Source organism: Paenibacillus glucanolyticus (genome assembly GCF_037333485.1).
GTDB lineage: Bacteria > Bacillota > Bacilli > Paenibacillales > Paenibacillaceae > Paenibacillus_AQ > Paenibacillus_AQ glucanolyticus.
Genome location: NZ_CP147845.1, coordinates 3706788 through 3727342, shown reverse-complemented (window position 1 = coordinate 3727342; position 20555 = coordinate 3706788). Strand labels below are relative to the sequence as shown.

Sequence of the window (20555 nt, the reverse complement as noted above, 5' to 3'; positions counted from 1 at the left end):
AAGGTATGATAGTGACAACGTTTCGGAATATCAAAGTAAAGGAGCCGATCAGATATGGACTTAGGACTCAAAGACAAAGTTGTATTGATTACCGGAGGGAGCCGGGGCATTGGCCTTGAAACGGCAGTCACGTTTGCTCTTGAAGGCGCAAAGGTGGCTATTTGTGCAAGGGATGAAGAGCAATTAGCTGCTGCGGCTGAACATATTCGAGATTCAAGCGGATTTCAGGCGCTGACGATAACAGCGGACGTGACTCAATCCGAGGAATGCTTGACGGCGGTAAGGGATACCGTTCAACATTTCGGTCGACTCGATATCCTGGTGAACAATGCGGGAACTGCGGCAGCGAAGCCATTCGAGCTGATTGAAGACGAACAATGGGCATCCGATCTGGATCTCAAGCTGTTCGGCGCCATTCGCTTTTCGCGTGCTGCGATTCCGCATATTCGTAAGTCTGGCGGCGGGGCGATTATCAATGTCACAACGTCCTGGGCCAAGACGCCGCCGGCTTCGTCCATGCCGAGCAGTGTCAGCCGGGCAGCCGGACAGGCCATGACCAAGGCCATGAGTCATGATCTGGCATCCGATCAAATCAGAGTAAACACGGTATGCATAGGAATGATCCGCAGTGCACAGCTGGAGGAGCGGTGGAAGCGGGAGGAGCCAGGGCTCTCATGGGAGCAATATGCTCGGGACCCGCGCCACAAGATTCCGCTGGGACGCATTGGAGATACGGATGAAGCCGCAAAAGTCATCGTTTTTTTGGCATCCGACGCGGCCTCCTATGTAACCGGAACTTCCATCAATATCGACGGTGGTTCAGCCCCGTCTTTGTAAGGCGCCAGAATAGGAGTTCAGGAGGATCTCGGAGATGAATGATCAGGTAGTGATTGGGATTGACGGAGGCGGGTCGCAAACGCGCGTCATGGTCAGTGACTTGAATGGTAATATCCGGTCATATGCAGTTGGCGGCGCATCCTCGATACATAAGGACAGCAATGCGCACAAAAATGTTCAAGAAACCATTCAATCGTCGCTTTCTATGGCGCGCTGCAGCCTGGACCAAGTCATAGGACTATATGCGGGAATAGCGGGTTACGAGTCCGATCAAGATCTGGATTGGGTGACCCGTTTAACCGATGTGGAGGGGCTGCAATGCCCGAAATGGTATGTCAACGATTCCGTTGTCGCGCACGCAGGTGCATTCATTGGGAAGCCGGGTATCGTGGTTGTATCTGGAACGGGCTCCATGATTTTAGCCATAACGGAACAAGAGACACCGATTAAGAATATCGATTTTCACCATTATGCCGCCAGCGCAGCGAGATTTCTTGCGTATGATGCGGTGTACCAAATACTGGCCGGGAATATTCAACAATCGGATGAAACGCTGGTTCGCAGCGTTCAGAGCTATTGGAATGTTGAGAATATGGAACAGCTTCGCCTCTTGGCTGCCGCAGGATTTATGGAAGAGAGTAAGGAGCGCAACAAGAAGTTTGGAGACATGGCACCAATCATCACGATTGCAGCTGAAGCCGGAAGTCCATTGGCCCAGAATGTGTGTGATGAAGCCATGAAGCAAATCATGGTAGGCGTCGAGATTCTGGGATCGTTCTTTCAATCAGATCACGTATCGGTTACGGGAATTGGCAGTGTCGTGAACAGTCCCTATATGAAATTAAAGTTTAATGAGAGCCTGCGATTTGGGAAAAATAAACAGTATGTTTACAAGGCTCCTGAATTGTCGGCCGCATCCGGAGCTGTGATAAAGGCACTTCAGCATGTGGGTGTACTTGTTGATGCCCGTATGATTGAGTTCATGCGAAGACACCCTCATGCAGCGTGGTAGAGTCCGATGAAACCTGTTGCGAAATCACTTTTAAAGCATTTGATCTTGGATCAGATGCTTTTTTTTGTTTGCTAGATGGAGAGCAGTTGCCGAATTATATTGAATTCATAAATATGAAATATTAATTTAATGAATTCTATAGCATGATATTTCCATTGGCTGAATTCTGGCTGTCAGGCTAGTAGCTCATTCTAGTTTTTTGTAAAATCTTTCATGAACATAACATAGAAAATATAGTAAATATTTCTTGTCTAACCTAAAAAAATGATGTAAAGTAACATATCAAATAAACTATATTTGGTTTGATGTCAGAGTTTTTGACATATTAATTGACCTGAGGTCAATTTTATGCTGATTTTCGTCGAAAGGTCACGGGCTATGGAAGGATGAGTCGAAAAAGGCTGCAAAATCTATCTTATCTACAGAAAAGAGGCTGTAATATGAGTCAACCTATTTTGCAGATTCAGGATTTGCACACGCACTTTTTTACGGACCGAGGTGAAATACCCGCCGTGGATGGTGTGAGCCTATATGTTAGGCCGGGAGAAGTGCTTGGAGTTGTTGGCGAATCAGGCTGCGGCAAGAGTGTCACAGCGCTTTCGGTATTAAAGCTGATTCCGCAGCCTCCGGGTAGAGTCACTGGCGGTTCAATTTTGTTTAAGGGGAAGGATATCGTCCCGCTCAAAGAGCGTGAGATGCGTACAATTCGCGGCAATGCCGTTTCTATGATTTTTCAGGAGCCGATGACGTCGCTTAATCCGCTCTTTACGGTTGGCCAGCAAATTAGCGAGACCATTCGCCTCCATCGGGGGCTAAGCAGGAAACACGCTCGAGAGCATACGGTTGAGATGCTGAAAAAGGTTGGCATTGCAAGGGCAGTGGAGATCATCGATGAATATCCCCATCGACTATCCGGCGGGATGCGACAGCGGGTCATGATTGCGATGGCGATTTCGTGCAATCCTGAACTGCTCATTGCCGATGAGCCGACAACTGCGCTGGATGTGACGATTCAGGCTCAAATTCTGGATTTGATCCGCCGCTTGAATGAGGAATATCAAACCGCGGTGATGATGATCACGCATGATCTCGGTGTTGTCGCGGAGATGTGTCATCGGGTAGCAGTAATGTATGCCGGGAAGGTGGTTGAGGAAGGGAGTGTGCGGGATATATTCAAAAAACCGCTACATCCGTATACTCAGGGTCTTATCAAGTCGGTACCCAGGATGAATGAGCAGCATCGCCGGTTGTTCTCCATTTCCGGCAACGTACCGGTCTTGAATACACAGATGAAGGGCTGCCGGTTTGCCGAGCGATGTCAGAACGTGATGCCGCTGTGCTTTGAGAAGCTTCCGGAGCTGAAGGAATATGAAGAGGCACATAGCTGCCGCTGCTGGCTGCACGAAACGCCGAAGGAGGAAGTCGTATGAGCGAACCGTTACTGCACGTGGAGCATCTCAAGAAGTACTACCCGCTGGGAAGTCGGTGGTTCGGAAGATCGCAGCAGCAAGTCGTCAAAGCCGTTGACGATATTTCGTTTTCCGTGGAAAAAGGTGAGACGTTTGGATTGGTAGGGGAAAGCGGGTGCGGCAAATCCACTGCGGGCCGTTCATTGCTGCGTCTGATTGAGCCGACGTCCGGCAGGGTTCGGTTTGATGGGCAGGATATCACGGATTTATCCCCGGAAGAGCTCCGGCTGAAGCGCAAAGATATGCAAATCGTGTTTCAGGACCCGTTCTCTTCTCTGGATCCGCGGCATACTGTCCAGCGGATATTGGAGGAACCGCTCATCGTGCATGGAGTAGGGAATGCAAAAGAGCGACAAAACATCATCAGCCGCTTGATCGATGTCGTCGGCTTGACGCATAGCCATCTTCAGCGGTATCCGCACCAATTCTCTGGCGGACAACGTCAGCGAATTGGCATTGCCAGGGCATTGGCGCTCCAGCCCAAGCTGATCGTTGCGGATGAACCCGTCTCGGCACTGGACGTGTCGATCCAGTCGCAGATTGTTAATTTGCTGCAGGATTTACAGGAGGAATTTGGCCTTACCTATATTTTTATCGCGCACGACCTGAGTGTGGTCAAGCATATTTGTGACCGAATTGCCGTGATGTACCTCGGGCGGATCGTGGAGATTGCCGAGAAAAACACACTCTATTCCTCGCCGCAGCATCCATATACGAAAGCGCTTTTTTCCGCGGTGCCTCAGCCGGACCCGGATATCAAAACCGAACGAATCATTCTGCAGGGAGAGCTGCCAAGCCCCGCAAACTCGCCTGTTGGCTGCGCATTTCACACACGTTGTCCAATGGTGATGGACATTTGCCTGAACGAGCGGCCCGAGCTGAAGGAAACCGAGCCCGCCCATCTGACAGCCTGCCATTTGTATAACGGGGCGAATGCAACCGAAAAAGCGATTTAAGACGTACGTATCGCAACCATTTCTTTATAGCTGTCGAAGCACTTTTCTTCTTTCCGGTTTATAGTCTGGACAAGTTGTCCGGCCTCATATAAACAAATGAAATATTCGGTTGAATAGAAGGGAGCCAGAATATGAAAGTGAAAAGATGGAGCAGTCTCGTTATGGTATTGATGTTATGCACCGTTGTTGCCCTTGCGGGTTGCAGCGGCAGTAAGAGCAGCGGCAATAATGGTGCAGCAGGAACGGATACGGGAGAAACAACAGAACCGAATAACCCGTCACAGTCCACACAGGATACGTTGATTGTCGGACGGGGCGGGGATTCCTCATCCCTTGACCCCTCAATTGTAACAGACGGCGAATCCCTCAAAATCACGCACCAAGTGTTCGACTCTTTGCTGGAATATAAGGAAGGAACAACCGAGGTTCAAGGATCGCTCGCCGAAAGCTGGACGGTTTCCGAAGACGGGCTGAAGTATACCTTCAAACTTCGCCAAGGCGTGAAATTTCATGACGGAACCGATTTTAATGCGGATGCCGTGGTATTCAATTTCACCCGCTGGTCCGATCCAAAGAGCGAATACAAGTATGAAGGCGACTCCTTTGACTATTATGACTCGATGTTTGGTCCCGATGGAAAACGGGTCATCAAGGAAGTTAAAACAGTGGATGCCAATACCGTTGAATTTACGCTGAATCAGCCGCAAGCACCATTCCTGCAGAACCTGGCGATGACCTCCTTCGGCATTGCCAGCCCTACGGCGATTCAAGAGAAACAAGCCAGCTTCAAGAACGAGCCGGTTGGCACAGGACCTTTTATGTTCAAAGAGTGGAAACGAAATGATTCGATTACACTGGAGAAGAACCCGAACTATTGGAGAGAAGGACTTCCGAAGCTGAATAAAGTGATCGTTCGCTCCATTCCCGACAACTCTGCACGCTTCAATGCGCTGCAAAGCGGGGAAATCGACCTGATGGAAGATTTGAGCCCGGACGACTTGGCAATACTTGAAAGCAATCCGGATCTGCAGAAGATCGAACGTCCCTCCAACAACGTTGGTTATGTCGGCTTCAACCTCAAGAAAAAGCCGTTTGACGACGTGAAAGTAAGACAAGCCCTGAGTTATGCCGTCAACAAACAAGCGATTATCGATGCCTTCTTCGCTGGACAGGCCGTACCGGCCGTCAATCCATTGCCGCCATCTCTGTGGGGGTATAACGACAGCATTCAGGATTATGAATACGATTTGGAAAAAGCGAAGCAGCTGCTGGCTGAAGCGGGTTACCCGAACGGATTGCCGGACGAATACACCTTCTACGCGATGCCGGTTCCTCGTCCTTACATGCCGGATGGTAAAAAGGTAGCGGAAGTGATTCAGGCTGATTTCGAGAAAATCGGTGTGAAGGTCAAAATCGAATCACCCGAATGGGCGACGTATCTGGATGATGCGCAAGCTGGAGAAAAAGACGACCTCTTCATGCTCGGTTGGACGGGAGACAACGGAGACCCGGACAATTTTCTGTACACACTGCTTGACAAAGATGCCATCCCATCCAATAACTACAGCTATTATGCCAGTGACAAGCTCCATGAAATTTTGATTGCCGCTCAAAAGGAAACCGAACAGACCAAACGCGAGGAGCTGTATAAAGAAGCTCAAGTCATCATTAAAGAGGATGCACCATGGGTACCCCTCGTGCATACGACACCTCTCCTTGCAGCCAAAGCAAATGTGAAGGGATACGTACCGGCTCCTACAGGAACGGAATACTACTATAACGTTTATTTTGAATAACGGGCTGTACCACAACGCCTTTGGCAGGTGAATCTATCTTGAAATCCTATATATTGAAGCGAATATTCATCATGATTCCGGTTCTGATCGGGATGACCATCATCGTGTTTTCTATCATTCATGCCATTCCGGGCGATCCCGCTGAGACCATTCTGGGACAAAAGGCGACGGAACAGTCCAAGGAGGCTCTTCGTGAGCAGCTGGGGCTTCATAATCCTTGGTATCAGCAGTATTTCTCCTATATCGGAGATTTGCTGCAAGGCGATCTTGGACAATCCATCCGTACCAGGGTGCCGATTGCCGAAGAAATCACGCCGTATTTGGCAGCAACCGCTGAATTAACGTTTGCCGCCATGGCCTTTGCCATCTTTTTCGGCGTCAATGCGGGAATCATCAGCGCCTGGAAGCACAATTCATGGTTTGATTACATTAGTATGCTGGTCGCATTAATCGGGGTTTCGATGCCCATCTTTTGGCTTGGGTTAATGGAGCAGTGGATATTTTCCTTGGAACTGCACTGGCTGCCTTCGATCGGTCGGATGAATCAGCGTGACCCGGTAGAAGCCGTAACGAATTTGTACTTGCTTGACAGTATCATCGCCGGACGCTTCGATCAATTGTGGACGGTCGTCAAACATCTGATACTGCCCAGCGTGGCGCTGGGCACCATCCCGATGGCGGTTATCGCCAGGATGACGCGATCGAGCATGCTGGAGGTCATGAATTCCGATTTTGTCCGCACGGCTAAAGCCAAAGGACTGTCCCAATTTTTCGTTGTATACAAGCATGCGCTCAAGAATGCCTTCATCCCTGTGCTTACGGTTATCGGCCTGCAGACGGGCGCCTTGCTTGGGGGAGCGGTATTAACGGAGACCATCTTCGCATGGCCTGGTGTCGGCCGCTATATTTATGAAGCGATCAGCTCACGGGATTACCCGGTTATTCAGTCCGGGATTCTGATCATCGCTTTTATATTCGTTGTCATCAATCTGATTGTGGATTTGCTGTATGCAGCAGTCGATCCGCGCATCCGCTACCGGTAGGAGGGAAGCTATGCCACAGATTACAACACACCTGAACGACAGCTCTGCCATTCCTTCCGAGAAGGTTTCCGGACCTTGGCGTAATGCGTGGAGAGCTTTCCGCAAGAACAAAATCGCGATGGCTGGACTGTTCATGATTATGTTCTTCATTGTCATCGCACTGCTCGCGCCATTAATCGCGCCCTATGATTATAAAGCGCAGGAGCTTGCCGACCGGTTAAAACCTCCGTCAGCTGAGCATTGGTTTGGAACCGATGATTTGGGACGGGATTTGCTCAGCCGGGTGCTGCATGGAACGCGCATCTCATTGTGGGTCGGTACATTTTCCGTGCTTGGCTCTATCATTCTGGGAACGCTGCTCGGTATTCTGGCAGGCTTTTACGGCAAGTGGATAGATATGATCATCTCGCGTTTCTTTGATATTTTGTTGGCGTTTCCGAGTATCTTGCTGGCGATAGCCATCGTAGCCATCCTGGGCCCTTCGCTGCAAAATGCGTTATATGCCATTGCCATCGTCAACATACCGACCTATGGCCGATTGGTTCGCGCTAAAGTCCTCAGCTTGAAGAACGAGGAGTACATCAGCGCTGCGCAGGCTATAGGGATGAAGAACAGTGGAATTCTGAGACATCATATTCTGCCGAATAGTCTGACTCCAATCATCGTGCAAGGAACGCTGGGCATCGCGACGGCCATTATTGAAGCGGCTGCGCTCGGATTTTTGGGCCTTGGCGCCCAGCCTCCCGCTCCGGAATGGGGAAAGATGCTGTCTGATTCGCGTCAGTTTATCGCAACGGCCCCATGGACGGTGATTTTTCCCGGAGTTTCGATCATGCTGACGGTACTCGCCTTCAACCTGATGGGGGACGGTCTGCGCGATGCTCTGGATCCGCGAATGAAAAGTTAATATACGATAGCAATACGACTGAATCACAGGAATGACGCTTTCGTCACGTTTATATGAAGAATCAAGGCAGCCGATGATCGGCTGCCTTTTTCAATGCAACTTCTATAGGAAGCATGCTCTAATCCGTATATACGGAAGCATTAAAGCATTCTGGTCCTGTTCTGCCCATATCCAGCACAAGTGCAGTCACATACATGGTATATACCAGAAGACCGGTTGGGGGAGGGGTTACATTATAGTCTGCAGCGACAAAGGAGACACTTTGGCTTTGAACCTGGGAAGGCTGATATTGTACATAAGTGGTATGGATAACTGGATCCGTTGTTAAATAGCCCCGCATGACATCAATTTGAATAATCGGAGCAAATATATCTTCACTTAGTATATAGAAGCCAACTTGCCCAAGAAGCTGAGTACGGATGATACCGGTTGTATCGACAGGCACACTCAAACCCACTTGACCGACCATGACGGGGGTGTCCACCACGAAACGTTCCGTGGAGCCTGGGAATGCTATGGGCCAGTGATTGGAGGTGCGTGCATCTAAAAATTTTGTCAAGGCTAGCTTTCACCACCTGTTCTATTAAATCAGTCCATTGCTAGTAGTATATGATGTTTTGTTATGATGGCTTGGACGAACATCTTGTAATAGGAGATGGATGTCGTGATTTTATATATGAATTGTCGCATAGTTATACTAAAAAAAATGGTCAGATATGATACCTTATATGTGGAGTCAAGACCTCATTAAATGTATGGGGCAGGGCTCTATAATTATGCTTCTTATAAAAACTCATGAAAGTGATGGTGATGATACATGTCAAAAGTTTATCGCATTGGTATTATCGGTTGTGGCGGAATCGCAAACGGAAAACATCTGCCCAGCTTAAGCAGATTGAATAGTGTGGAGCTTGCAGCGTTTTGCGATATCGTCAAAGATCGGGCTGAAGAGGCTGCTGGCAAATATGGCAGCGAGGAAGCAAAAGTATATAGCGATTACACGGAGCTGCTAAAGGATTCTACCCTTGATATCATTCATGTGCTTACCCCTAATGATTCACATGCGGAAATTTCCATTGCTGCGCTTGAGGCCGGAAAGCATGTTATGTGCGAGAAGCCGATGGCCAAAACGGCTGCGGATGCCAAACTGATGATGGAAACGGCTCAGCGTACGGGCAAGAAACTGACGATCGGATACAACAATCGGTTCCGTGAAGACAGTCTTTATCTTAAAGAGGTGTGCGAAGCCGGAGAGCTCGGTCATATTTATTATGCAAAGGCACATGCGGTACGGAGAAGAGCTGTTCCGACCTGGGGCGTATTTTTGGATGAGGAAAAACAAGGCGGAGGGCCGCTGATCGATATCGGTACGCACGCGCTGGATTTGACGCTCTGGATGATGGATAATTACAAGCCGAAAATCGTACTGGGTACTACATATCATGAATTGTCCCGTAAGGAGAATGCGGCAAATGCTTGGGGACCGTGGGATCCCGAGAAATTTACGGTCGAAGATTCCGCTTTCGGCATGATTGTAATGGAGAACGGAGCAACCATCATCCTGGAATCAAGCTGGGCGTTAAATACGCTTGATATTGATGAAGCCAAATGTACACTTAGCGGCTCGGAAGGCGGGGCCGATATGAAGAACGGCCTGCGCATTAACGGGGAGAAATTCAGCCGTCTGTACACCAATGAAATTGAGTTGAACTCCGGCGGGGTAGCTTTCTATGACGGTAAGAAGGAACAGGCTCCGGATGTTGAAATGAGAAGATGGATCGAAGCCATTGATCAGGATAAAGACCCTGTCGTTACTCCTGAGCAAGCTTATGTTGTATCACGTATTCTGGAAGCTCTGTACGAATCGGCCCGTCTTGGAAAAGCAGTATACCTGGATTAATCAAGTTTATGAATATTTCCATATAGAGATAAGAAGAAGTCCTGAGGAATCAGGGCTTTTTTCTGTTATCACCTAGCTCGATGCTGAGATCCGGCGAATGAGACAGAGCTTAATGGTAATAATAAGCACATTACTCTATGATTGGAGACGGGATGTATGATCTTTATTTACAATGATTACGGGGGGACCCACACAACGTCGTTGGCAGCAGCGTATCATCTAAATAAATTGCCTACGAATCGACAGCTTACAAAAGAAGAAATTCTGGCGGTTGATTATTTCAACAAACTGAAAACCTCGGATATGGGCAAGCTCATTTTTCACGGCCTGGATGAGAACGGGAATCCGGTTTACTCGGTTGGGCGGGGATCCTCCAAGGTGGTAGTGGAAGCATTGAAGAACTTGAGCTTAATCCTGCAAGACAAATACCAGAACGATGAGCCTATCATATATTCCAACACGTCGCCAACGGTACCATTCTCCATGACGATGGGCGGACTGTTATCCAGAAGGTTGAAACTGGACGCTCTAGGGGTGCCGTTATTGGTCATGGGTGCGAAGAAATCCTGCAGCAATATCCATGAATTGGTTATCCATACCAAGAAGACCGCAGCTGCGAGATCAGGAACTGAACCCGTCATCGTCATTGACAATAAAGAGTATTCGGCTTAGTTATTTTCGATGGAGAAGCTCTTTATTTTGAATGTATTTGTATAAAATTCTTAGAAGATGACTTTGCTATAATTGGGTCATCTTCTTTTTTTGTCCCCAAGGCCCAATCGTCTGATTACGAGATGACAATTTCTGTTTTATACAATTGGTGGAACGGTCGTCTAATGGCAGATATGCGGCCGAAGCTGTTTTTGATCATTTTCAAGATACGGGTTTTATAGTTGAAGAGAATGGAGCAATGCTAGGTTTCCTTATTGGACTTTTATCCCAAAGCCGAAATGAAGAGGCTTATATTCATTTGTTGGCATCCATCCTGCGCATCGGCAGCGTGGCATCGGACGTCAGCTTTACGAAACGTATTTTAATGAAGTGAATAAACGGGGTTTAGAAATTGTTCGCTGTATCACGTCTCCAATCCATACAAGCTCCATCGCTTACCATACCAGAATGGGATTTGTTATTGAAAAAGGAGATAAACCGCGTGGAGGGTATCGAAATACATAGCATTGGTTCAATCCAACCGTCTGATAACAGACGGTTTCTTTGTATGTTGGAGAGCGCATGGGAATGGATGGTATTCTGCGATCAAGATACGAACCTCTTCTCACGGTTTCATGGGTTGTTTGCCCTGTTTTTTTATCGCGCGCCATTTGGAGGGAGCTATTCCCGTCCAATGTTTGAAGTGGCGGTTGAAGCTGGATATTGTTGCATAGCCTACCTCTTGGGAGATTGACAGTATGCTGCTATCGGTATGGGATAGTAATGCAGAGGCCATCTGCATTCGCACATTGTGCAAGTAATCGAGCGGAGCCATTCCCATGCAAACGCGGAACGTTCGACGAAAATGCGTGACGCTTAAGCTGCAAACTGCCGCCAATTCATGAATATGAATCGGTTCCATGTAATGCTGTGAGATGTACTCCAGCGATTTGGAAATTGTGTTCATGGAATTTCGATCGGCAGCTCCAACTACTGGTGTATCGTCAGCCATCTGATCGATGATTCGGGTAATGAGGGTCATCAGCGTCCAAAGGCACCCTTTGACGGCCGATTCGTAGCCTGATAATTGCTGACTTAGTTCTTTCATGAGATATTCCGTCATTAATGTGATGTCGGGAGCATCGCCCGGACTGATGATATTAGCGAATCCCGCTGGAGCAGGGGCGTTCCACGATCGGGGATGGGCCGTGCCAAGCAGCGCATTCGGATCTAAGAAGCAAAAATCCCATCGGCTCACCTGACTTTTAACACTTTGCGCAAGGTGAAGCTGCCCCGGAAAAATAATGCTCACATCGCCTTTTGAGTAAGGCAGGATCTTGTCCTCTACAAAAAACACGCCTGAGCCCTCGTGACAGTATCCGATTTCAAGACAATTGTGATAATGAAGATACGTAATATCGGCATCGTTTTGGACATGGTTTCCGATCCAATCCACGGGAAACGTGGGAGGGAGCAAATACGGCTGACCGATAATCTCATAGGAAGATGGTTGTTTCTGCATAGTTTTCAGTCCTTATTGAGCAGAATTGTTATCTTTCATATTATAAACTAGATATGAAATCGATTACATATGAAGCGAGAGGAGAAAGTGACATGGCTTATCCTATAGAACCGAAATTGGCTGAGTTATCCGAAAAAATTATGGAGTACGGGCGATTAGCCCATGAATATGGTGCAGATGGCGTTTCCGGCATTTGGCAGGATATTGAACGGGCAATGCAGGAAGCCGCGGAGAAATTGCAAGGTCTGCCTGTTGATGGGAAACTGGCTTCCCAAGAGCCGAATGATCTGCGTGGGATTCAGCAGCTTCGTACGAATGGTCCTCGAAGAATGTGGAAAACATTCAATCAGTCCGAGTATAAAGATAAGCTGGAGGGCGCTATGCTCGCCCGATTCGCCGGATGTACGCTGGGAGCTCCCGTCGAACTATGGGAAGTGGATGAAATGAAGAGTTGGGCCGAGTACATTGGGGATGCCTTTCCACCGCGCAGCTATTGGACCCGGATTAAGAATCCGAACCATCGGCGATATGGGAAGAGCACATTTTATGAATATACGCTTGAAGGCATGAGCGGAGTTCCCGTCGACGATGATATTACGTATACGATTCTGGGGCTGCTGATCGCGGAGGAGCATGGGATTCATTTTACGACGGAGGACGTGGGGAAGAGCTGGGTGAAATATTTGCCGCTTGCATGTACGGCTGAAGAGGTTGCCCTTCGTAACTTGAGAGCAGGCAAGACGGCTATGGAAGCAGCAAGCTTAGAGAATCCGTATTGTCAATGGATCGGTGCAGATATTCGATCCGATCCGTGGGCATACATTGCACCGGGGTTCCCGTCGAAAGCGGCAGAGTACGCGTATCGAGACGCTTATTTGAGCCATCGAAGGAACGGAATTTATGGCGAAATGTTTTTTAGTGCGGCTCAAGCAGCCGCCTTTGCCGTCGATCATCCGGTGGACGCCCTTCGCACTGGACTGACAGAAATTCCTAGCGAATGCAGCCTATATAAGGATATCGAATGGGCGCTCGCCATAGGTGGAGATATCCGGAATTACGCAGAAGCGCGAGAAGCCGTGAACAAGCGCTTTCAAGGTATGTCTCCCGTTCATACGAACAACAATGCATGTTTGACTGTATTCGGTTTAATGATCGGAGGGACGGATGTGTCCAAGGTCATTTCCGAGACGGTGGCAATGGGGCTGGACAATGATTGCACAGCGGCTACCGCAGGGAGCATCGTCGGGGCAATCGTTGGCAAGGAGGGCGTTCCTGCCCATTGGCATGCGCCGTTTCATGATACGGTAAAGACTTATATGATTGGTGCGGAGAATTTCAAAATCAGTGATCTCGTGGAGCGATTTACCATCGTGGCAGAGCAGACCTATATCGATTCCAAGCAAGAGATATAAATGGGGAGCCTGCTCCGATATAAAATTGCAGAGTGGTTCAATGCATGCTAAAAACTTCTATTCAATGAAAGTTAACATAGGGCGACCAGTGCCATGAAAATGTGCGCTGGTCGTCTGAAATCTAATGGGGATACGGCGTTTCCAACTCGACGCCGCAAGGGCCGCCATTCGGATTACTGTCCAGATGGACCTCCGTGCCGTCTTCCCGGAACAACGGCCGGTAGAAAGCACCGATCTTGGTTGCCGACGCGTTGGCATAGTGGCAGATAAAGGCACGGCGAAAACGGTTCGATTTGTTGCGGTAAGAGCCATGGATGAGGTTGCCGTTAAAAAAGAGCACATCGCCTTTGTCCATTATGGCGGGGAGGACCGTTTGATCTTTTGGCGGTTTCACGAAATGGGTGGTAAACGACTCGCGCGAATCGGCTTCCTCCGGGCACACAAGGGCATAATTACTTGTTTTCGGAACGACGAGCAAGCCGCCGTTCTCTTCATCAGCCGCGTCGATCGCCGTCCACGCCGCGATGCAGTTGCCCGGCTCCACCTGCAGGTAGAAATTATCCTGGTGCAGCGCTTGACCGGGGGAACCGGGAGGTTTGTAATAAAACATGCTTTGAGCTGCGAGCGCAGGCTCGCTGTACAAATCAGCCAATACGTCCATGACAGGCTTGTGCAGCATGTATTTTTTTGCGATTGCATCAAAACGGTGCGGATGCATAACACGCGGATAGCGTTTCAGCGGTTCGACAGCTGTATCATTGAAGACCGGCTCGAAGTGGCCGGGTACGGTCTTTTGGCTGATCTCCTCAAACGTTGCTTCAATTTCAGCCAGTTCCTCCTGCCGGAAGAGCCCTTTTACAATTAAATACCCCTCTGTTTCGAACTTGTGCAGCTGCTCCTCGGTCAATACGTTTAACTTCTCTCGCATCGTAGTCCCTCCGATCAGATGATGGTTTTTCCTGTTGACAATAGAAAAAGGTCTGCTTATCTTGAGAGGAAGTATGATATCTGCTTAAAAGTACCGGGATTCTGCTATTTGAGGAATCGGGGAGGAGAGGTTCATGCGAAACGAACGGGCTGTCATATCGTTGGAAAGTACCGGAACGATATTCGGCGACCATTTTGAACAAGACGATGCTTATCGCCTGCGTCGACCTCAAGGGATGCAGGACTGGCTGCTTGTTTATACGCTGCATGGAGAGGGCTACTTTCGCACGCCTGCCGGGGAGAAACGCTGCGGATCCGGGCAACTTGGACTGCTGCGCGCCGGCATCACTCATGAATACGGGACAGCACCAGGGAAGCGCTGGAACTTTCTCTGGATCCATTATCCTGGACTTCCGGAAAACTGGATGCTAAGAAACCAGGAGTTTCTGGTCGAAACCCTGCCCGATGAACGTGTCCGAGGCCGTGTCGAGCAAGCGTTCCGGAATGTGCTGCAAGATTCACTGGACCGCTTAGATTTGTGGGAGGCGCTGTGTGAGAACGCGCTGCGTGAGATTTTGCTTCTGCTTGCACAGCGCACAAATAAAAGAATGGACCCTAGAGTCGAGCAAACGCTGGGGCTGTTGTCCCGTTCGCTAAAGGAAGATATTCGAATTGACGCCATATCGCGAGAGGTCGGAGTCTCGGGGTCCAGGCTGGCACATTTGTTCAAACAAGAGACAGGGTACACCATCGTAGAGCATCTGAATCAAATGAGGGTTCGCCATGCCGCTTTATTGATGACTCATTCCGGCCGGACCGCAAGCGAGGCTGCTCAGGATGTCGGCTTTAACAGTTACAATCATTTTGCGGATCAGTTTCGTAAACAATACGGGGTTTCGCCGAGGCAGTATCGCCAGGATTACAAGCCGACATCCATGCTGTAAGCTGAAGTGCAATGCATGAAACGGCTATGCTTATTCGTATGGATGTTACATCGCGAGAGGTCGGAAACTTGGGTTTCGCCGGGAGTACTTGCTCAAATAAGGAAAAGGCTGTCTCCTGCCTGCATGAGGGCTGTAGAAAAACGCTCTGTACAACTTCCCTTACGAGATGTTAAATTATAAGGATGTCCTACAAATAGAAAGAAGGTATTACGTTGGCACGATCCTTGTATATTGCGCTCATCCTCCTAAGTCTCATATGGGGAGGTTCGTTCTTTTTCATTAAAAGTTTACTGCACGATTTCGGTCCATGGGGGATTGCATTTCTGCGTTCTACCTGCGGATTTCTATTTATTTCGATTATCATGCTGATAATGCGAAAGCCGTTCGACCTGCGAAGAATTAAATGGCTTCCAACCTTCGTAGTCGCCATGATTAATATGGCTCTGCCATGGACATTAATCGGGTTTAGCGAGACTAAGCTAGCCAGCAGCATGGCTTCGGTATTGAATGCAACGACGCCGATATGGACGATGCTTGTAGGGTTACTATTCTTCGGCTCCGTATTCCGGCGGATACAGTGGGTCGGCATGGGAATTGCGCTTGTCGGTCTGATCATTCTGCTGGGCATTCGCCCAGGCTCTTTCATGACCGTCGATTTCATTGGTTTTGCTGCGATGATCGGGGCCACTATGTGTTATGCCGTGGGTTCACAGTTATCCAAGCGATTGCTGGGTGGACTCACGATGTATCAGTTAACGTTCGGAACTCTGCTTGGCGCGATGGTAGGGAGCGGCATCCTTGCCTTTACGACGGAGAGGGTTGACGTGACAAAGATCTTAGAACCTGCCAACATGGGCGCTCTGGTCGGTCTTGGCATCTTCGGGTCAGGTGTCGCATACATCCTGTTCAATTATATGGTGTTAAAAGGAAGTCCGGAATTCGCCACCTCCGTCACTTACCTGGTTCCTGCAACGGCGATGATCTGGGGGTATACGCTGTTGGATGAACCTATCGGATGGAACCTTATCATCGGCCTTATTCTCATACTATCCGGGGTGTTCATTACTAACCGCGGGGGGAGCCGATCGAAGGGGAAAGCAGCTGGGATTCCTGGATAAGTAACATCGGTTGATGGGAATACGCAAAAAAGAGCAGATGATCTGCTCTTTTTTTTCTGCCCAGCTATGTTGCGAAAAAGGACTTGCAGCGTCCAGGTGTAACCGAGTGCAATCTCATAACTCATTGAAAAAAAGCCAACAGCCACGATATTTACGCGGCTGTTTTATTTATTTCACAAGCTAAGAAATTTACTGTTTCACACCTTCGTCGAAATTTGTCATAACAAATGCAGGCCTAATACAACTAAAGTCACAATTTTTCGATGCTATATTGACTGGAAAATAAATCCTCACTAAAATGTGTTATAACAAATAATCATATACATAAAAAATGTTAGAACAAATTATAAGGAGGGAGGTGATGAATTTCTGAACTGGGAGAATTCAATTGCATCGAGATTCTCTAGCTCTGCTGAGATTGCATTAATCTCCCGAATCTCTGATCTGAAGCAAAAAAGGAGGTCATGACAAAGTATGGACGCCCGATTAAACTCGGCATCCCCACATCCCGTTCCCAAGCCGAGCAAATGGAAACATGTCAAGAGGCAGCTAAAGCGAAATATCGGGCTGTACATCATCATCTCCCCAGCGGTGCTGTACTTCCTGATCTGGCATTACTGGCCGATGTACGGTGTGCAGATTGCTTTTAAGGATTTTATGCCCGGACTTGGCATCTGGAACAGCCCATGGGTCGGTTTCGAGCATTTCGAAAGGCTGTTTGACGCGTATTACTTCTGGACGATTCTCAAGAATACGATTGGCATCAGCTTATACGGCCTGCTGATCGGCATTCCCGCTCCCATCCTGCTAGCGCTCCTGTTCAATGAGATTCGGAGTCGTAAACTCCGCTCATTCGCACAAAGCGTCTCTTATGCTCCGCACTTTATCTCGGTCGTGGTCGCGGTTGGCATTCTGTTCTTTTTCATCTCACCTACGAACGGCGTTTTTAACTCCGTTCTTACATCTTTAGGAAGGGAACCGGTAGATTACCTGGCAGAGCCTTCTAATTTCTGGCATCTGTATGTCTGGTCCGGCATCTGGCAAGGAGTCGGTTGGTCGTCACTCATATACAGCGCAGCCATATCGGGCATCTCCCCAGACTTGTATGAGGCGGCTTACATGGACGGTGCCAGCAAATTTCGGAGAATCTGGCATATCACCATCCCCGGAATTGTGCCAACGATTATGATTCTGTCGATTCTGAGTGCAGGAAGCATCATGAGTGTAGGTTTCGAGAAGATCCTCTTGATGCAAAATCCAATGAATTTGGAAACGTCCGAGGTCATTTCCACTTACATGTACAAAAGCGGGCTTTTGAATACGCAATACAGCTTTTCCGCGGCAGTGGGACTGTTCAATAACGTGATCAACTTCATCATTCTGATCATCGTCAACGCCGTTGCCCGCAAAGCAGGGGAGACCAGCCTATGGTAGGGAAAGATCACCGTGCAAAGAAGGGAGTTTAAGCCGTGCTGCTGAACATCAAACGAACGACAGGGGAAAAGCTGGCGGATATCATCATTCTTATTATGTCGATCATGGTGACCATCGTTATTCTATACCCGCTTATTTTCGTCCTGTTGGCTTCATTCTCCGATCCACGCCAGATTTGGGACAAGCCGCTGCTACTATATCCGGCAGGTTTCAACCTGGACAGTTATGCCAAAGTGTTCGAGAACAGTGAAATATGGAGGGGATACGCCAATACCATCCTCTACGCATTCGCAGGTACAGCCATCAATATTATGATGACGGTGCTGGGTGCCTATCCTCTGTCCAGAAAGCGTTTTTACGGTAAGGGATTGTTCACGCTGTTGTTCGCTTTTACGATGTTTTTCGGTGGCGGCCTGATTCCTCTGTACCTGGTGAACAAGGAGCTGGGCCTGCTGAATACGATGTGGGCGCTGGTGCTGCCTGGAGCGATTAGTGCTTACAACATGATTATCATGAGGACCTACTTTCAGACCCGTATTCCGGTCGAGCTGGAGGAGAGCGCTTATGTGGACGGATGTAATGACTTTCATATGCTGTATAAAATTGTGCTCCCTTTATCCATGCCGATCATCGCCGTCATGATCCTGTTCTACGGTGTTGGCCATTGGAATTCCTATTTTGACGCCATGATTTATTTGACGGATCGGGACAAATTTCCGCTTCAGCTCATTTTAAGAGAAATTTTAGTTCAGAACGATTTCAAGGAAATGGCCGGAATATCGGTTGGTGCTGAGTACGCAGATCAGATGATGGTGAAGGAAGGTTTGAAATACGCCATCGTTGTTTTGTCCGCCCTGCCGCTGCTTCTGCTGTATCCATTGCTGTCCCGTTTTTTTGAGAAAGGCATCATGGTGGGAGCTATCAAAGGGTAAGGCCGGTACTGAAGCGGGAAAAGCAGTTGGTTTTCCGTCAGGACCTCATAATCGTGGAAAGAGGGTTTGTGGATATGAGAAAAGGGCTGTATCTTCTGCTTGCTATAACAATGATGTTCTCACTGGTGCTTTCCGCCTGCGGCGGCGGTTCAGGAGGAGAGGCAACACCGGAGCCTGCCGGAACGGACGGCGATCCGGGAAGCATTACGTTAAAGATTGTGAAACGCGGATATACCGATGTACATCCTCCAGCCGATCAACTGTGGATGTGGCAAAAATATGAGGAGATTTCCGGAATTCACGTTGAGTTTGAGGAGCTGGCCGGGTCTGCCGTGACGGAAAGGAAAAATGTGATGCTCGGGTCCAATGACCTGCCAGATGCGTTTTATCGCATTGCATTCGGCACGGACGAGCTGATGAAATACGGCAAGCAGGGTTTGTTTATCCCTCTGGAGGAACTGATTGAAGAGCACGCGCCCAATTTGAGCAAGCTGCTCAAGGACAATCCGGACATCAAGGGAGCCATCACCATGTCGGACGGACATATCTATGCGCTGCCTTACGTCGATTTCTCCAAAGCGTTCAATTCCGTTCGCCTGTACGTTAACAAAAGCTGGCTCGATGAAGCAGGGCTGGAAGTTCCGGAGACAACCGCTGAGTTCCGCGAGGCATTGATGAAGATTCGGGAGAAGGACAGCTCACGTCTGGGCTGGGTGCTCGAATCCCAATACTGGACGTTCCTGGAGAGCTTTTTGGCAGGCAGCTTCGGCATGGGAGAAGGCGGAGCCAAAGCGTTTGGCCAATACCTCTACAAGGACGCGGACGGCGCGGTTAAAACAACTTTCAATGATCCGAAGTACAGGGAGCTTTTGCGTTATATGAATGATCTGTATAAGGACGGCTCGCTTGCTCAGCAAAATTTTACGACCGGTTATGATTATGCCAAGTGGTCAACGGACGGCTCTAACAACTTGATTGGCTCCTTCGTGTGGGAAGGGCCGGGTTACATCGGTAAGGATGCAGCAGAAAACTATGTGGGAATCCATGCGCTGGAAGGTCCGAACGGTGATAAGCTGGCAGGCGTGCTCGGCCCTCCGGCCAAGGGTATCTTCGGTTTTGTAATCACGAACAAAAACAAGTATCCCGTTGAAACAATCAAATGGATTGATTATTTCTATGGAGAGGAGGGCATCAATTTTGGCACATTTGGCCTGGAAGGCGAAACCTACGACCTGGTTGATGGCAAACCGAAATACAAGGATGAGATCTTGAACTACAAGGGCGGCGTCCAGCTAGGTGCTTTCCAATATGTTGACAATGTATATGGAGCCTATTATCCATATGTTGAGCCGGACGACAGCTTGCGAATGGCAGCGAGGGGAACGACGGTTGCGGATGAGATCAAGGCGGATCCGGCAGAGCTGGATGTTTTGGCGCCCAAAGAGCTGTGGCCGGATTTTGTACCCACGGATGACGAAGCGAATCAAACAAGCGCGATCCTGACCGACATTAATAAATATATTGAGGAAATGCGGGTAAAGTTTGTCACGGGCAAAGCCAGTCTGGATACCGATTGGGATCATTACGTGAAGACGCTCGACAAGATGGGAGCCCAGAGCTATCTGGATATCAAAAAGGCACAGTATGAACGCTACTCAAACGTAAAATAAAATGAGGTAAGCCGCCCATCCGGAA

General features: G+C 48.8%; 19 protein-coding genes. 16 read left to right on the top strand and 3 right to left on the bottom strand.

All coding sequences use genetic code 11. The features are described from left to right. Nucleotides 1-54: 54 nt before the first annotated feature. From WDY75_RS17535 to nikC, 7 genes are all read left to right on the top strand, one after another. Complete coding sequence (locus tag WDY75_RS17535) at nucleotides 55-837, top strand: SDR family NAD(P)-dependent oxidoreductase (RefSeq protein ID WP_063479419.1); 783 nt, start codon at nucleotides 55-57, stop codon at nucleotides 835-837. A 34-nt stretch (nucleotides 838-871) separates the two neighbouring features. Next, nucleotides 872-1849, top strand: coding sequence for an N-acetylglucosamine kinase (locus tag WDY75_RS17530; RefSeq protein WP_082834344.1), 978 nt, complete (start codon nucleotides 872-874; stop codon nucleotides 1847-1849). 440 nt (nucleotides 1850-2289) lie between these two features. After that, a complete protein-coding gene (locus WDY75_RS17525) occupies nucleotides 2290-3279 on the top strand; it encodes an ABC transporter ATP-binding protein (protein ID WP_063479421.1) in 990 nt (329 codons plus the stop codon). Further along, entirely contained in the window at nucleotides 3276-4274 is a 999-nt protein-coding gene (locus tag WDY75_RS17520; RefSeq protein ID WP_006210061.1) for an ABC transporter ATP-binding protein, read from the top strand. Before WDY75_RS17525 ends, WDY75_RS17520 begins: the two co-directional genes overlap by 4 nt. A 131-nt stretch (nucleotides 4275-4405) precedes the next feature. Further along, nucleotides 4406-6070: an ABC transporter substrate-binding protein gene (locus WDY75_RS17515; RefSeq protein ID WP_063479422.1), complete on the top strand. Its 1665-nt coding sequence runs from the start codon at nucleotides 4406-4408 to the stop codon at nucleotides 6068-6070. A 38-nt stretch (nucleotides 6071-6108) separates the two neighbouring features. Continuing rightward, nucleotides 6109-7113 carry an ABC transporter permease gene (locus tag WDY75_RS17510; protein ID WP_006210063.1) on the top strand — a complete coding sequence of 335 codons (1005 nt, stop codon included), beginning with the start codon at nucleotides 6109-6111 and terminating at the stop codon, nucleotides 7111-7113. A 10-nt stretch (nucleotides 7114-7123) separates the two neighbouring features. Continuing rightward, on the top strand, nucleotides 7124-8020 hold the full coding sequence (gene nikC, locus WDY75_RS17505) for a nickel transporter permease (protein ID WP_063479423.1): 897 nt from the start codon (nucleotides 7124-7126) through the stop codon (nucleotides 8018-8020). Between the two features lie 118 nt (nucleotides 8021-8138). Here the strand turns inward: nikC and WDY75_RS17500 are convergent, their stop codons facing one another. Beyond that, the gene (locus WDY75_RS17500) at nucleotides 8139-8579 is read right to left on the bottom strand and encodes a hypothetical protein (protein ID WP_040680626.1); all 441 of its coding nucleotides are present in this window, start codon (nucleotides 8577-8579) and stop codon (nucleotides 8139-8141) included. 258 nt (nucleotides 8580-8837) lie between these two features. Here WDY75_RS17500 and WDY75_RS17495 point away from each other — a divergent pair, with 258 nt between their 5' ends. From WDY75_RS17495 to WDY75_RS17485, 3 genes are all read left to right on the top strand, one after another. After that, on the top strand, nucleotides 8838-9920 hold the full coding sequence (locus WDY75_RS17495) for a Gfo/Idh/MocA family protein (RefSeq protein WP_006210066.1): 1083 nt from the start codon (nucleotides 8838-8840) through the stop codon (nucleotides 9918-9920). Nucleotides 9921-10076: 156 nt separating this feature from the next. Next, complete coding sequence (locus tag WDY75_RS17490) at nucleotides 10077-10592, top strand: DUF3189 family protein (protein ID WP_006210067.1); 516 nt, start codon at nucleotides 10077-10079, stop codon at nucleotides 10590-10592. A 306-nt stretch (nucleotides 10593-10898) separates the two neighbouring features. Then, nucleotides 10899-11096, top strand: a complete 198-nt coding sequence (locus WDY75_RS17485; protein ID WP_338842212.1) for a GNAT family N-acetyltransferase — start codon at nucleotides 10899-10901, stop codon at nucleotides 11094-11096. Nucleotides 11097-11196: 100 nt separating this feature from the next. Here the strand turns inward: WDY75_RS17485 and WDY75_RS17480 are convergent, their stop codons facing one another. Beyond that, the gene (locus WDY75_RS17480) at nucleotides 11197-12093 is read right to left on the bottom strand and encodes an AraC family transcriptional regulator (RefSeq protein WP_063479424.1); all 897 of its coding nucleotides are present in this window, start codon (nucleotides 12091-12093) and stop codon (nucleotides 11197-11199) included. 92 nt (nucleotides 12094-12185) lie between these two features. Here WDY75_RS17480 and WDY75_RS17475 point away from each other — a divergent pair, with 92 nt between their 5' ends. Beyond that, nucleotides 12186-13505: an ADP-ribosylglycohydrolase family protein gene (locus WDY75_RS17475; RefSeq protein WP_063479425.1), complete on the top strand. Its 1320-nt coding sequence runs from the start codon at nucleotides 12186-12188 to the stop codon at nucleotides 13503-13505. Between the two features lie 121 nt (nucleotides 13506-13626). Here the strand turns inward: WDY75_RS17475 and WDY75_RS17470 are convergent, their stop codons facing one another. Further along, nucleotides 13627-14433: a phytanoyl-CoA dioxygenase family protein gene (locus tag WDY75_RS17470; protein ID WP_063479426.1), complete on the bottom strand. Its 807-nt coding sequence runs from the start codon at nucleotides 14431-14433 to the stop codon at nucleotides 13627-13629. Nucleotides 14434-14566: 133 nt separating this feature from the next. Between WDY75_RS17470 and WDY75_RS17465 the strand changes: the two genes are divergently transcribed. The 5 genes from WDY75_RS17465 (at nucleotide 14567) to WDY75_RS17445 (ending at nucleotide 20530) form a co-directional block, all read left to right on the top strand. Further along, nucleotides 14567-15376, top strand: a complete 810-nt coding sequence (locus tag WDY75_RS17465; RefSeq protein WP_063479427.1) for a helix-turn-helix domain-containing protein — start codon at nucleotides 14567-14569, stop codon at nucleotides 15374-15376. Nucleotides 15377-15588: 212 nt separating this feature from the next. Further along, nucleotides 15589-16494: a DMT family transporter gene (locus WDY75_RS17460; protein ID WP_006210073.1), complete on the top strand. Its 906-nt coding sequence runs from the start codon at nucleotides 15589-15591 to the stop codon at nucleotides 16492-16494. Nucleotides 16495-16968: 474 nt separating this feature from the next. Next, nucleotides 16969-17928: an ABC transporter permease gene (locus tag WDY75_RS17455; RefSeq protein WP_006210074.1), complete on the top strand. Its 960-nt coding sequence runs from the start codon at nucleotides 16969-16971 to the stop codon at nucleotides 17926-17928. A 35-nt stretch (nucleotides 17929-17963) separates the two neighbouring features. Beyond that, nucleotides 17964-18860 carry a carbohydrate ABC transporter permease gene (locus tag WDY75_RS17450; protein ID WP_036642640.1) on the top strand — a complete coding sequence of 299 codons (897 nt, stop codon included), beginning with the start codon at nucleotides 17964-17966 and terminating at the stop codon, nucleotides 18858-18860. Nucleotides 18861-18934: 74 nt separating this feature from the next. After that, nucleotides 18935-20530, top strand: coding sequence for an extracellular solute-binding protein (locus WDY75_RS17445; protein WP_063479428.1), 1596 nt, complete (start codon nucleotides 18935-18937; stop codon nucleotides 20528-20530). Nucleotides 20531-20555: the final 25 nt, after the last annotated feature.

Coding starts and splice junctions, on each gene's coding strand:
- WDY75_RS17535 (WP_063479419.1), top strand. CDS start 55: ATGGACTTAGGACTCAAAGACAAAGTTGTATTGATTACCGGAGGGAGC.
- WDY75_RS17530 (WP_082834344.1), top strand. CDS start 872: ATGAATGATCAGGTAGTGATTGGGATTGACGGAGGCGGGTCGCAAACG.
- WDY75_RS17525 (WP_063479421.1), top strand. CDS start 2,290: ATGAGTCAACCTATTTTGCAGATTCAGGATTTGCACACGCACTTTTTT.
- WDY75_RS17520 (WP_006210061.1), top strand. CDS start 3,276: ATGAGCGAACCGTTACTGCACGTGGAGCATCTCAAGAAGTACTACCCG.
- WDY75_RS17515 (WP_063479422.1), top strand. CDS start 4,406: ATGAAAGTGAAAAGATGGAGCAGTCTCGTTATGGTATTGATGTTATGC.
- nikC (WP_063479423.1), top strand. CDS start 7,124: ATGCCACAGATTACAACACACCTGAACGACAGCTCTGCCATTCCTTCC.
- WDY75_RS17495 (WP_006210066.1), top strand. CDS start 8,838: ATGTCAAAAGTTTATCGCATTGGTATTATCGGTTGTGGCGGAATCGCA.
- WDY75_RS17490 (WP_006210067.1), top strand. CDS start 10,077: ATGATCTTTATTTACAATGATTACGGGGGGACCCACACAACGTCGTTG.
- WDY75_RS17480 (WP_063479424.1), bottom strand. CDS start 12,093: ATGCAGAAACAACCATCTTCCTATGAGATTATCGGTCAGCCGTATTTG.
- WDY75_RS17475 (WP_063479425.1), top strand. CDS start 12,186: ATGGCTTATCCTATAGAACCGAAATTGGCTGAGTTATCCGAAAAAATT.
- WDY75_RS17470 (WP_063479426.1), bottom strand. CDS start 14,433: ATGCGAGAGAAGTTAAACGTATTGACCGAGGAGCAGCTGCACAAGTTC.
- WDY75_RS17465 (WP_063479427.1), top strand. CDS start 14,567: ATGCGAAACGAACGGGCTGTCATATCGTTGGAAAGTACCGGAACGATA.
- WDY75_RS17455 (WP_006210074.1), top strand. CDS start 16,969: ATGGACGCCCGATTAAACTCGGCATCCCCACATCCCGTTCCCAAGCCG.
- WDY75_RS17445 (WP_063479428.1), top strand. CDS start 18,935: ATGAGAAAAGGGCTGTATCTTCTGCTTGCTATAACAATGATGTTCTCA.